At 72.6% G+C, this 12100-nt stretch carries 11 protein-coding genes; 4 read left to right on the top strand and 7 right to left on the bottom strand.

Going from position 1 to position 12100, the window contains the following annotated elements; genetic code table 11:
* Positions 1-97 precede the first annotated feature (97 nt).
* Complete coding sequence (locus AB0G28_RS47945; RefSeq protein WP_361105903.1) at positions 98-1555, bottom strand: PucR family transcriptional regulator; 1458 nt, start codon at positions 1553-1555, stop codon at positions 98-100.
* Positions 1556-1658: 103 nt separating this feature from the next.
* Between AB0G28_RS47945 and gabT the strand changes: the two genes are divergently transcribed.
* Complete coding sequence (gabT, locus tag AB0G28_RS47940) at positions 1659-3014, top strand: 4-aminobutyrate--2-oxoglutarate transaminase (RefSeq protein ID WP_361105900.1); 1356 nt, start codon at positions 1659-1661, stop codon at positions 3012-3014.
* Positions 3011-4438, top strand: coding sequence for an aldehyde dehydrogenase family protein (locus tag AB0G28_RS47935; RefSeq protein WP_361105897.1), 1428 nt, complete (start codon positions 3011-3013; stop codon positions 4436-4438). Before gabT ends, AB0G28_RS47935 begins: the two co-directional genes overlap by 4 nt.
* A gap of 40 nt (positions 4439-4478) precedes the next feature.
* Here AB0G28_RS47935 and AB0G28_RS47930 read toward each other — a convergent pair whose 3' ends face one another.
* From AB0G28_RS47930 to AB0G28_RS47905, 6 genes are all read right to left on the bottom strand, one after another.
* Entirely contained in the window at positions 4479-5135 is a 657-nt protein-coding gene (locus tag AB0G28_RS47930; RefSeq protein ID WP_361105894.1) for a response regulator transcription factor, read from the bottom strand.
* Positions 5132-6262: a sensor histidine kinase gene (locus tag AB0G28_RS47925; protein ID WP_361105892.1), complete on the bottom strand. Its 1131-nt coding sequence runs from the start codon at positions 6260-6262 to the stop codon at positions 5132-5134. The genes AB0G28_RS47930 and AB0G28_RS47925 overlap by 4 nt, the downstream gene beginning before the upstream one ends.
* Positions 6263-6306: 44 nt before the next feature.
* Entirely contained in the window at positions 6307-7464 is a 1158-nt protein-coding gene (locus AB0G28_RS47920; RefSeq protein ID WP_361105889.1) for a serine hydrolase, read from the bottom strand.
* A 203-nt stretch (positions 7465-7667) separates the two neighbouring features.
* Positions 7668-7982 carry a hypothetical protein gene (locus AB0G28_RS47915; protein WP_361105886.1) on the bottom strand — a complete coding sequence of 105 codons (315 nt, stop codon included), beginning with the start codon at positions 7980-7982 and terminating at the stop codon, positions 7668-7670.
* A gap of 98 nt (positions 7983-8080) precedes the next feature.
* Entirely contained in the window at positions 8081-8848 is a 768-nt protein-coding gene (locus AB0G28_RS47910) for a helical backbone metal receptor (RefSeq protein ID WP_361105883.1), read from the bottom strand.
* Positions 8845-10251 carry an RNB domain-containing ribonuclease gene (locus AB0G28_RS47905; RefSeq protein ID WP_361105880.1) on the bottom strand — a complete coding sequence of 469 codons (1407 nt, stop codon included), beginning with the start codon at positions 10249-10251 and terminating at the stop codon, positions 8845-8847. Before AB0G28_RS47905 ends, AB0G28_RS47910 begins: the two co-directional genes overlap by 4 nt.
* A gap of 126 nt (positions 10252-10377) precedes the next feature.
* On the opposite strand from AB0G28_RS47905, the gene AB0G28_RS47900 reads away from it, so the two are divergent.
* Complete coding sequence (locus AB0G28_RS47900) at positions 10378-11322, top strand: ATP-binding protein (RefSeq protein WP_361105877.1); 945 nt, start codon at positions 10378-10380, stop codon at positions 11320-11322.
* 119 nt (positions 11323-11441) lie between these two features.
* Positions 11442-12100, top strand: a 659-nt coding sequence (locus AB0G28_RS47895; protein ID WP_361105874.1) for an IS481 family transposase, incomplete at its 3' end; no start/stop codon positions are given.

Genomic DNA, 12100 nt, shown 5'->3' with positions numbered 1-12100 from the left:
CTCCCTCCCCCCCCTTGGGGCGTTTGGGTGCTCTCCCCCCCCCCAACGCCACATTGGGTGCGTTGGACGCAACCAACGCCACATTGGGGCGCTTTGGTCAGGCCTGCAGCGCCACCCAAAGCTCCGCGCGGACGCCCGGTGAGTCCAGGTCGCGGCCCAGCAGCTCCTGCGCCTTGGTGATCCGGTTCCGCAGCGTGTGCCGGTGGACCCCGAGGCGCGCGGCGGCAACGTCCCAGTGGCCGTGGTGCTCCAGCCAGCAGCGCAGGGACTCGACCAGGTCGCCGCGGCCGGACTCGTCGTGGCGGCGCAGCGGGGCCAGCAGGTTCTCGCCGTAGATGCGGGCCACCACCGGATCGATGAGGGAGAGCAGACCGCGGGCCGAGTGCTCGGCGTAGGTGACCAACGGCTTGCCTTCGGCTTCCGCCGCGCGGGCCGCGAGATCGGCTTGCTCCGCTCCGGCCGCGAAGTTTTCGAGCGGCACCGGATCGGCCAGGCCCGCGTACATCGGCCCCACGGTCGCCGCCGCGGCCAGCGCGCGATCCAGTACGTCGCCACCCGACCGGCCGACCACGAGGACCGCCGAACCCGACTCGGCGAAGAAGAGCGAGTTGTCCCCCTCCAGCGCATCGCCCACCCGGCGCCGCTGCGCGGGCCCGCCGACCAGCGCCACCACCGCCCACGGCGGCTCCGGCGGATCACCCCACACCGTGGTCATCACCCCGAATGCCAGCTCGTACTGCCCTGCCGCCAGCAGGTCGACCAGACCGGTCCGCAGGAACCGCCAGGCGTGGGTGAGCTTCGAATCCTGTTCCAGTGCCAGGGAAAGCAGCGCGACCGCGGTGTTCACCACGTGCCGCCCGGCGGTATCGAGCGGCTCGGCCGTGCCGACCGCGAGCGCCCGCCGCACCCGGGTGGGCAGGGTCTGCAGCACGACTTCGTGCCCGTCTAACTCGAAGACCCGCGTACCGGAGCGAAGCTGCTTCAGCTCTTCGCGCACTTCGTCGGCGTAGGACATCGCGGGGCCGGCACCCTCCACGCCCGCGGAGTCGAGGAGCAGCACCCAGCCGTCGACCAGCTTCGCCAGCTTCCGCACCACTCCGGCCGGGCCGCCCTTGCCGACCGCCGTGCGGGTCAGCTCCTGCTGGGCGCGGCCGATCCGGACCGTCGTCGCGTACTCGTCGGCCGCCACCGCCCGCGACACCGCGCGGGTGATCGCGATGAACGGCGTCTTCCGCGGCACCTCCAGCACCGGCAACCCCACCGACGCCGCCGTCTCGACGAGCGCGCCGGGCACCTCCTCATGGCTCAGCCCGACACCGAAGCCGAGCCCCGCGACTCCGGCGTCGACGAGACGGCGCACGTAGGCCGGTGCCGTCTCCTCGTCCAGGGCCAGGCCGGTGGTGAGCAGCAGTTCGCCGCCCTCGAGAAAGGCCTGCGGGTCGGTCAGCTCCGTCGGGTGGACCCAGCCGATCGGCCGGTCCAGGACGTCTTCGCCGGTCAGCACCCGCAGCCCGAGCGGGCGGTCGTCGGCCAAGGCTCGCAGCGTGAGTGCCATAACGGCCAATTCTACGCGTCGAATTGGCCAGAACGGCCACCTGACGACCGTCCGGTAACCGCTCATCCTGAGGACGTCCACCGACTCTCCCCAGGAGCACGCCGTGACCGCAAGCACCACCGCCGAGCCGCAGGCGCCGGCGCCCCGGCAGCGCACGCTGCGCACCGAGATCCCCGGTCCCGTCTCGCGCGAGCTGCAGCAACGCCGCGCCGGCGCCGTCGCCGCCGGGGTCAGCTCGGTGCTGCCCGTCTACGTCACCTCCGCCAGCGGCGGCCTGCTCACCGACGCCGACGGCAACGTCCTGATCGACTTCGGCTCCGGCATCGCGGTGACCAACGTCGGCCACTCCGCGCCGGCCGTCGTCGACCGCGTCCGCAAGCAGGCGTGCTGGTTCACCCACACCTGTTTCATGGTCACGCCGTACGAGGGGTACGTCGAGGTCTGCGAGGCACTGGCCGAGCTGACGCCGGGCGACCACGCGAAGAAGTCGGTGCTGTTCAACTCCGGCGCCGAAGCGGTCGAGAACGCCGTGAAGATCGCGCGGACGGCGACCGGGCGCCAGGCCGTCGTCGTGTTCGACCACGCCTACCACGGCCGCACCAACCTCACGATGGGCATGACCGCGAAGTCGGTGCCCTACAAGCACGGCTTCGGCCCCTTCGCCCCCGAGATCTACCGCGTGCCGGGTTCGTACCCCTTCCGTGACGGCCTGTCCGGCCCGGAGGCGGCCGCGCTGGCGATCGACCGGATCGAGAAGCAGATCGGCGGCGACCAGGTGGCCGCGGTGGTCCTGGAGCCGATCCAGGGCGAAGGCGGCTTCATCGAACCCGCGCGCGGCTTCCTGCCCGCCATCGCGGCCTGGTGCCGCGAAAACGGCGTCGTGTACGTCGCCGACGAGGTCCAGACGGGCTTCTGCCGCACCGGTTCGTGGTTCGCCTCCACCGACGAGGACGTGGTGCCGGACCTGATCGCGACGGCCAAGGGCATCGCGGGCGGCCTGCCGCTGTCGGCCGTCACCGGCCGCGCGGAGCTGCTCGACGCGGTCCCGCCGGGCGGCCTGGGCGGCACGTACGGCGGCAACCCGATCGCCTGCGCGGCGGCGCTCGGCTCGATCGAGACGATGAAGAACGAGGACCTCGCCGCGTCGGCCAAGCGCATCGAAGGCGTGGTCCTGCCGCGGCTGCGGGCGCTGGCTTCGGAAACCGGCGTGATCGGCGACGTCCGCGGGCGCGGCGCGATGCTGGCCGCGGAGTTCGTCCGCCCCGGCACTTCGGAGCCCGACGCCGACCTGACCAAGCGCGTCGCGGCCGCGTGTCACCGGGCCGGGGTGGTCGTGCTGACCTGCGGTACCTACGGCAACGTCGTCCGGCTGCTGCCGCCGTTGTCGCTGTCCAACGACCTGCTCGACGAGGGCCTTTCGGTTCTCGAGCACGCTGTCCGTACGGAGGCCCGCGCATGACTTTCCCGTTCTGGGTCGCCGGAAAACCGGTGACCAACGACTCGACGGCGGTCGTCCGCCACTCCTACGACGGTTCTTCCGCGGGCTCCCATTTCGTGCCCTCGGCCTCGGACGTGGAAGCGGCGGTGCAGGCCGCGGCGGACGTCGCCGACGAGTTCGCGACGCTGCCCGCGCACGTCCGCGCCGGGGCGTTGGACCACGTGTCCCGTTCCTTGGGCGAACGGTCCGAAGAGATCGCGGCGTTGATCACGGCCGAGTCGGGCAAGCCGGTGAAGTGGGCACGCGGCGAGGTGGGACGCGCGGTGTCGACGTTCCGCTGGGCCGCCGAGGAAGCCCGCCGTTTCTCCGGCGAGCTGCAGCGCCTCGACACGGACCCGGGCGGCACCGGCCGGCTGGCGCTGGTCCGGCGCGTGCCGCGCGGGCCGGTGCTGGGCATCACGCCGTTCAACTTCCCGCTGAACCTGGTGGCGCACAAGGTGGCCCCGGCGATCGCGGTGGGCGCGCCGATCGTGCTCAAGCCCGCGCCGGCGACGCCGCTGACGGCGTTGCTGCTCGGCGAGATCCTGGCTTCGACGGATCTCCCGGCCGGGTCGTGGTCGATCCTGCCGGTGGACAACGAGACGTCGTCCCGGCTGGTCGAGGACCCGAGGCTGCCGGTGGTGTCGTTCACGGGTTCGGTCCCGGTGGGCTGGGCGATCCGCGACCGCGTGCCGCGCAAGCACGTGGCGCTGGAGCTCGGCGGCAACGGCGCGGTCCTGGTCTGCCCCGACTGGCCGGACCTGGACTTCGCGGCGCAGCGGATCGCGACGTTCGCGATGTACCAGGCGGGGCAGTCGTGCATTTCGGTGCAGCGGGTGTACGCGCACTCGTCTGTGTACGACGTCTTGGCCGAGAAGGTGGTCGCGGAGGTCCGGGCTTTGCGCACCGGCGACCCGCGGGCCGACGGTGTCGACGTGGGCCCGCTGATCAACCTCGACGCCGCCACCCGGGTTTCGTCGTGGATCTCGTCGGCGGTCGCTTCCGGTGGCCGCCTGCTGACCGGCGGAGCGCGGTCGGGGGCCACGGTGGAGCCGACAGTGCTGGCGGACGTGCCGGAGGACGCGCCGGTGATGGCCGAGGAGGTGTTCGGGCCGGTGGTTTCCCTGGTCCGGGTGTCGTCGGTGGCCGAGGGCGTTTCGCGCATCAACACATCCCGCTTCGGACTGCAGGCGGGCGTGTTCACCCGGGACGTCCCGACGGCGTTCGAGGTGTCGGCCGCGTTGAAGGTGGGCGGGGTGATCGTCGGGGACGTGCCCAGCTTCCGCGCGGACCAGATGCCGTACGGCGGGGTCAAGGACTCGGGAGTGGGCCGCGAAGGCCCGGCGGCGGCGATGGCGGACTTCACCGAGGAGCGGGTAACGGTGCTCACCGGTCTGACGCTGTAATGGACTTCGCCGCGTCCGGCGGCCCTGTTCGCCGGACGCTTCAAGCTCCGCCCGGGACGGCGAGGCCGGTTTCGTAGGCGACGATCACCGCCTGGACCCGGTCTCGCAGCCCGAGCTTGCTCAGCAGGTTGCTCACGTGGGTCTTCACCGTGTGCTCGCTGACCACCAGCTCGGCGGCGATCTCCGCGTTCGACAGCCCGCGGGCGATCATGGTCAGCGTCTGCCGTTCCCGGGTGGTCAGCTCCGCCAGCCGTGCCGGGGAGGGCGGCAGGGCCGGGCGGGCCGTGTACCGCGCGATCAGCTTGCGCGTCACCGACGGCGCCAGCAGCGCGTCCCCCGCCGCGACCGCGCGGACCGCCTGGACGAGGTCGTCGCGGCGGACGTCCTTGAGCAGGAACCCGCTCGCGCCGGCCCGCAGCGCTTCGAAGACGTACTCGTCCAGGTCGAACGTCGTCAGCATGAGCACCTGGCACGCCGTCTCGGCGCAGACGATCTTCGCCGCCTCGATGCCGTCCATGCGCGGCATCCGGATGTCGAGCAGCAGCACGTCCGGCCGGTGCGCGCGGACCGCCTCGACCGCCTCGGCGCCGTCGCCCGCCTCCGCGACGACGTCGATGTCCGGCTGGGCGCCGAGGATCATCGCGAAGCCGGCCCGGACCAGGTCCTGGTCGTCCGCGACGACCACCCGCACGGTCATGCCCGCGCCCCGAACCGCACGCGCACGCGGAAACCCGGGCCGTCCGGCCGCGGCCCGGCCGTCACCTCGGCGCCGCACGCGGTGGCGCGTTCGCGGATGCCGATCAGGCCGTGCCCGCCGGTGCCGGGCCCGGCCGTCCCGCGGCCGTCGTCGGTGATCTCGAGGGTCAAGGTGCCGTCCTGCCAGTCGAGGCGGACGCCGGCGTGCCGGGCGTCCGCGTGCTTGACGATGTTGGTGAGCGCTTCCTGCGTGATGCGGTACGCGGCGACTTCGGCGTCCGGCGTGAGCTCGCCCGGCTCGCCGGAGACCGAGAAAGCGATGTCCGTCCCCGCTCCGGACGCGCCCGACACCAGCCGCGGCAGGTCGGCGAGCGTCGGTTGCGGGTCGTGCGAGCGGTCGTCGGTCTTGAGCACCGCGAGCATCCTGCGCAGCTGGGCCATCGCGTCCCGCCCCGACGCCGCGATCGCGTCGAACGCCGCCTCGGCGCGGGCCGGGTCGCCGGGCAGCGCGACCGGGCCCGCTTCCGCCTGCACGACCATGAGGCTGACCGCGTGCGACAGGATGTCGTGCATGTCGCGGGCGATCCGGGCGCGTTCGCGTTCCGCGGCCCGGACGGCTTCGGCGAGCCGCTCGCGCTCCAGCCCTTCGGCCCGCTCCCGCGCCGTCACCGCGGCCCGGCCGATCGCGTAAGCCGCGACGAAGAGGATCCCGCTGCGCAGCGCGGTTTCCGACGACGCCGTCAGCAGGCTCCCGCCGACCGTGAGGACCAGGGCGGCGATCCGCGTCCACGGCGCCGACCGCACGGCGACGGTGTAGAGCGCGATCAGAACGCCGTACCAGACCGGCTGGGCGGGGACGTTCCCGGCGAGGTCGTAGGCCCACGCGCCGATCAGGCCCGCGAGCAGCACCCCGAGCGGGAACCGCCGCCGCACCCCCACCGCGCCCGCCGCCGCCAGCACCACGGCCACCCCCCACGGGTGCCACGACCCGCCGGCCGGGTTCGTCCGGGAGAAGAACGGCCACACCCCGGCGACCGCCACGCCCACGGCCAGCGCCGCGTCGACACCCGCGGCGGGCAGCGCGCGCAGGCGACGGCTCAAGGGTTCGAGCACCGGGAAGGCGGACACAGGACGCGATCCTGCCCGCTCCCCGATCCCCGGCGCCCACCCGGTCATCCGCGCGCGGCCAGCGTCATCCCGGCGGCGACGATCCGCTGCGTGACCGGGGTCGGGTTGTCGCCGTTCTTGGCGTCGTTCGCGGTCAGGCCGTAGACGAGCCGCCGCCGGCCGTCGCGGGTGCCGCCGATCCCCGCGAGGTAGCCGTACCAGCCACCGCTCTTGCCCCAGACCTCGCCCACTCCCGGCAGCACGAAGCGCTGCAGGCCGGCCCCGAAGCTCGCGGGCTTCCCGGAAACGTCCTTGACCGGCGGCACGGCGAACAGCTCCGGCTGGACCGAAGGCGGCAGCAGCCGTCCGCCCAGCAGCGCCTCGGTGAAGACGTCCAGGTCCCGGGTCGTCGAGACGATGCTGCTGGAGGCCCACCCGAACGACTGGTCCCAGCGCGTCACGTCCTGGACGGAGCCGTCGGTCATGATCTGGTAGCCGTGCACGTACGGGCCGTGGAGCGCGGGGTCGTGCCCGGGCGCGGTGGTCCCGGTCAGCTGCAGCGGGCGCACGATCCGGTCCCGGACCTGGCTTTCGTAGCTGCGTCCGGTGACCTTCTCGACGAGCATCCCGGCGACGATGTACCCGATGTTGCGGTAGTGCTGCGCCGTGCCGGGCTCGAACTCCTTCGTCCCCTGGGCGAAGGCCGCCGCGACGTACTGCTCCGGCGTCCAGCGGTCGAACCGGTGTGCCACCACGTATTCGATGCTGTCGTCTTCGAGGACGGGACTCGGCAGGCCGCTGGTGTGGTCCAGCAGCTGCCGGACGGTCACCGCGGGATAGCCGTCCGGCAGCAGGCCCGGCAGGTACTCCTGCACTGTGCCGTCCAAGGCGATCCGGTGTTCGGCGACCAGCTGCAGCACGACGACGGCGGTGAACACCTTGGTGACGCTGCCGATCCGGAACCGCGCGTCCGGGTTCACCGGCGTCCCGGTGCGGCGGTCGGCGACGCCCGCGGTGCCGGTCCAGCACCCGTCCGGGCCGGTCGCGCGGACCAGCGCGGCGGTCACGTCGTCGTTCGGCAGGCCCGCGATCGCCTGCTCGAGGGCGGCGGTGTCCAGAGGTTTCGGCGCGACGCAGGCGTGGAGGGGAGTGGCGGCCGACGCCGGCGTGGCGGTGCCCGCGAGAGTGGCGGCGAGCAGGGCCGCGGCAACGAGCTTGATCATCGTGAAGGCTCCTCGGAGTGCTGTGGTGGTGCCTTCGATCATGGTTTTCCGCGCCCCGCGGCGGATCGCCGGTGAGAGCGATTCCGCGACTCACTCCTGAGGACTAGAGCCTGCGACGCCGGTGCTTCGGTGGGACGCTCCCGACGGCGCGCGTCCGTGAGCACGGCACGGGTTCCGGCGGTGTGGCGGCGCCTCGGCCGGGGTCAGGCCGTGCCCTGGTGTTCGTCGCCGGTGTCGAAGAACCGGTCCACGTACTCTTCCGGCGGCAACGCGCTGTCACGCAGCAGCGAAAACACCTCGCTGCCGGACACCAGCTCCTCGTTCCCCGTGGCATAGGCCTGTGCGAGCCCCACGTAAGTCGCCCCCATTTCCTTCGCGTACTCCCGCGCTTCCGTCTCGGCCAGCGCCAGCGCCGAGTCGACGTCGACCGCGTGCCATACCGTGACCCGTTCCTCGTACGACGGTTCGACGGCTTCGGTCCACCGGAAGACGCACCGCACCCCGAACCACTCCGTCATGGCTTCGCTCCCTCTCGGCTTCGCGGGCAGAACATACGCGCAGGACGCGGCCGGGTCCGCACCCGGCCGGACCGCGTCCGAGGCGACAAGGCCCAGGACTAGTCCAGCGCGTCCGTCAGCGCGGCGTGCGCCTCGACCAGCGAGGGCCCGTACCAGGTGAGATGACGGCCCGACACCAGGACGTACCGCGCGTCCGGGAAGTGGTCCGGGCCGTCCTCCTCGGTGAACAGGTACGGCTCGTCCGGCAGCACCAGCAGGTCCGCGTCCGCGCTCAGGTGCGCCCGCAGCTCCTCCACATCCGGGCGGGGGTAACGCTCCTCCGAGTTCGCGTACACGTTCGCCACGCCGACGCGGCGCAGGACGTCGCCCGCGAAGGTGTCGCGGCCCAGGACTATCCACGGCTTGCGCCACACCGGGACCACCGCGTGGAACCGGACCGGCCGGACCTCGCGCCAGACTTCCTCCGCCTCGACCAGCCACTCCGGCTCGTCCAGCTCGTACGCCTGGGTCAGGATCCGCCGCAGCGAGCCCAGCGCGGCGGGCACGGTCGCCGCCGCGGCCATCACCCAGACCGGGATTCCGTTGGCGCGCAGGCGTTCCACGTCCTCCTGGCGGTTCTCCTCCGAGTTCGCCAGCACGAGGTCCGGCGCCAGGTCCAGCACCCGGTCGAGTTTCGGGTACTTCGACCCGCCCACGCGCGGAACGTCCAGAGTGGACGGATGCGTGCAGTAGTCCGTCGCGCCCACGAGGCGTCCGGGCGCGCTCACCTCGACCGCCTCGGTGAGCGACGGGACCAGCGACACCACCCGGCCCGCCGGCCCTTCGAGCGGCACCGGCTCCCCGAGATCGTCGACGAGGTAAGTCATGCCCGCTCGAACGACACCTTCCGCTTCTCGACGTCGACCGAGGTCAGCCGGACCCCGATCCGCTCCCCCGCGGTCAGCTTCTCCCCCGCGCACTTCGCCATCACCGTCGGGTCCTCGACCAGGATCTCCGCCTTGTTCTCGTCCGCGCGCAGCACCACCGCGCTGAACTCGCCGCCGACGTGCTCGGCCAGCACCCACGCCTCCACCTGGTCGATGCAGGCGCGCTCGACCTTCGCGGCGAGGGTGTCCGACGCGCTCATCCGCTCCGGGACGTCCGCCAGCGCCGCCCGCACCCACTCCGGGACCTCGCGGCCGGCCGAGACGGCGAGGCAGATCTCCGTGGCGAACCGGTCGACCAGCCGCCGGATCGGGGCCGTGACGTGCGCGTACGCGCCACCGATGCCCGCGTGCGTGGTCAGGGCGGGCAGCTCGCCGTCGAACGCTGTGTAGCCGGCGCCGCGCAGAAGCCGTGTCGTGTCGGCGTAGAGCGCCATCGACGCCGGCTGCCCCGGGTCCAACTTGGACAGGAACTCCGAAACGGTCGTCTCCGGCGCCCACGCGATGCCCAGGGCGTCGGCCGAGCGGCGCAGCCAGTCGACGGCCTCGGGCTCCGGGTCGGGCAGCGTGCGCAGGACGCCGATCCCCGCGTCGATCATGATCCGCGCCGCGGCCATCCCGGTGAGCAGCGAGATCTCGGCGTTCCAGGCGTCGACGGCCGTGCGCGGACGGCGGGCGAGCACCCAGCCGCCGTCCGGGTCGCCGCTGATCTCCTGCTCCGGCAGCTGCAGCTCGACCGCGCCGCGGCGGACGGCCAGTTCGCGCCGCCGCCGTCCCAGCTCGGGCAGCGCCGCCACCGACGGGTGCGGGTGCCCGGCGTCGAGCGCGGCCTGCACCGTCTCGTAGTCGAACTGCTCGGTGGACCGGACCAGCGCGCGGCGCACCCGGGTCGCGGTCGGCTCGCCCGCGTCGTCGGTCTCGATGGTCCAGAGCACCGCGGGCCGGACCTCGCCGGGCAGCAGGCTCGCCGCGCCTTCGGACAGCACCGGCGGGTGCAGCGGGACGTTCCCGTCGGGCAGGTACAGCGTCTGCCCGCGCAGGCGCGACTCCCGGTCGAGCGCGCCGCCGGGCGGGACGAACGCGGCGAGGTCGGCGATCGCGTAGTGCACGCGGAAGCCGTGCGCGGTCTTCTCGACCACCATCGCCTGGTCGAGGTCCTTGGATCCGGGCGGGTCGATGGTGACGAACGGCAGGTCGGTCGCGTCCTCGCGGGGGCCGGCGCTGGCCAGGGGGTCGAGGACCGCCGCCTCCGCCTCGGCCAGCACCTCGGGCCCGAACGACTCCGGCAGCGAAAACTCGGCACGCAGGGGGCCGAAGTCCCCGCCCGCCGAGTGTGTCCTGATCACGAGGGGAGGCACCCCCCAACCCTAACCCTCACCGGACCCGGTGATCGCCCGATCGGGCGCGGGCCGGTCGGGTGTACGTTGCCCGGAGCATAATGAAAACCGTCATCATTGCCAGGAGGGGATATCGTGAAGATCGCGTTCGTCGGCAAGGGCGGCAGCGGCAAGACCACGCTGTCGTCGCTGTTCGTGGCGTACCTCGCCGACGCCGGCCTGCCGGTGCTCGCCATCGACGCCGACATCAACCAGCACCTCGCGGTTGCGCTCGGCGCGACCGAAGAGGAAGCGCTCGCCTGGCCGACACTCGGCGACAACATGACGCTGATCAAGGACTACCTGCGCGGCGACAACCCGCGCATCCCCGACGCGGCGTCGATGATCAAGACGACCCCGCCGGGCCGCGGCTCGCGGCTGGTCCGGCCGTTCGAGGACAACCCGGTCTTTTCGGCGTGCTTCCGGCAGCTGGGCGGCGTGCGGCTGGGCGTCACCGGGCAGTTCGATGAGGACGACCTCGGCGTCAAGTGCTACCACTCGAAGGTGGGGGCGGCGGAGCTGCTGCTGAACCACATGGTGGACGTCGACGGCGAATACGTCGTGATGGACATGACGGCGGGGGCGGACGCGTTCGCTTCGGGGTTGTTCACGCGGTTCGACGTGACGTTCCTGGTGTGCGAGCCGACGGTCCGGAGCGTGGGGGTGTACCGCCAGTACGCGGACTACGCGCGCGATTTCGGCGTGCGGCTGGTGGTGGTCGGCAACAAGGTCACGGACGCGGAGGACGTCGAGTTCCTGCAGGAGCAGGTCGGCGGCGCGCTGCTGGGCTGGATGTCGGCTTCAGGGCACGTACGCGCGGCCGAGCGCGGCGCGGCCCGGCCGATCACCGAGCTGGAGCCGCGCAACCTCTCGACGTTGCGTTCGATGCACGCGGCGGTCGACGCGGAGCAGCGCGACTGGGCGCGCTACCAGCGTCAAGCGGTCGAGTTCCACCTGCGAAACGCCCGCGCCTGGGCGGGCGCGGACCTCGTTTCGCAGGTGGACCCGGAGTTCGTGCTGAGCCCGCGGCTGGCGGTCTAGTTGTATTGACCACGGAGGTTGGGTACGGGGCGACACGTGATCGGATGATCTTGGTGTGAGGGAGGGCCTCCGGGTTCGGTGTGGATTGCGACATCTGCACCGGCGACCTGGAGGCCCTCGTGACCCACGCTAACGCACCCCTGACCCCGACCGGCAGACTCCGCCTGGCCCGCTGCGTCGTCGAGGAGGGCTGGCCGTTGCGGCGAGCCGCGGAGCGGTTCCAGGTCTCGGTCACCACCGCCACCCGCTGGGCCGGCCGCTACCGCAACTACGGCGAAGCGGGCATGACCGACCGCTCGTCCCGGCCTGCCACCAGCCCGAACCGGACCCCCACCCGCACCGAACGGCGGATCATCAAAGTTCGTGTCCTGCGCCGGTGGGGCCCGGCCCGCATCGCCTACCTGCTCCGCCTCAACCCCGCCACGGTCCACCGGGTCCTGACCCGCTACCGGCTGGCCCGGCTGGCCCACCTGGACCGGGCCACCGGCCGCCCGATCCGCCGCTACGAACACCCCGCACCCGGTGACCTGGTGCACGTGGACATCAAGAAGCTGGGCAACATCCCCGACGGCGGCGGCCACAAAGTTCTCGGCCGCGCGGCCGGCGGACGCAACAGCTACGCCCACCGCGACCCCGCCCGGCCCCGCACGCTCAGCAACCGCGCCAACCTCGGCTACAGCTACCTGCACAACGCCGTCGACGACCACAGCAGGCTGGCCTACACCGAAATCCTGCCCGACGAGACGAAGGAGACCGCCGCAGCGTTCTGGACGCGGGC

The organism is Amycolatopsis sp. NPDC021455 (assembly GCF_040640995.1).
In the GTDB taxonomy this organism is placed as follows: Bacteria; Actinomycetota; Actinomycetes; order Mycobacteriales; family Pseudonocardiaceae; genus Amycolatopsis.
Note: the sequence above shows the minus strand (reverse complement) of the source record. Positions and strands in the feature narration are given on the sequence as shown.

What these genes read in the sequence shown, in the direction of transcription:
- AB0G28_RS47945 (WP_361105903.1), bottom strand. Translation starts at nt 1,555, where the DNA reads ATGGCACTCACGCTGCGAGCCTTGGCCGACGACCGCCCGCTCGGGCTG.
- AB0G28_RS47935 (WP_361105897.1), top strand. Translation starts at nt 3,011, where the DNA reads ATGACTTTCCCGTTCTGGGTCGCCGGAAAACCGGTGACCAACGACTCG.
- AB0G28_RS47930 (WP_361105894.1), bottom strand. Translation starts at nt 5,135, where the DNA reads ATGACCGTGCGGGTGGTCGTCGCGGACGACCAGGACCTGGTCCGGGCC.
- AB0G28_RS47920 (WP_361105889.1), bottom strand. Translation starts at nt 7,464, where the DNA reads ATGATCAAGCTCGTTGCCGCGGCCCTGCTCGCCGCCACTCTCGCGGGC.
- AB0G28_RS47915 (WP_361105886.1), bottom strand. Translation starts at nt 7,982, where the DNA reads ATGACGGAGTGGTTCGGGGTGCGGTGCGTCTTCCGGTGGACCGAAGCC.
- AB0G28_RS47910 (WP_361105883.1), bottom strand. Translation starts at nt 8,848, where the DNA reads ATGACTTACCTCGTCGACGATCTCGGGGAGCCGGTGCCGCTCGAAGGG.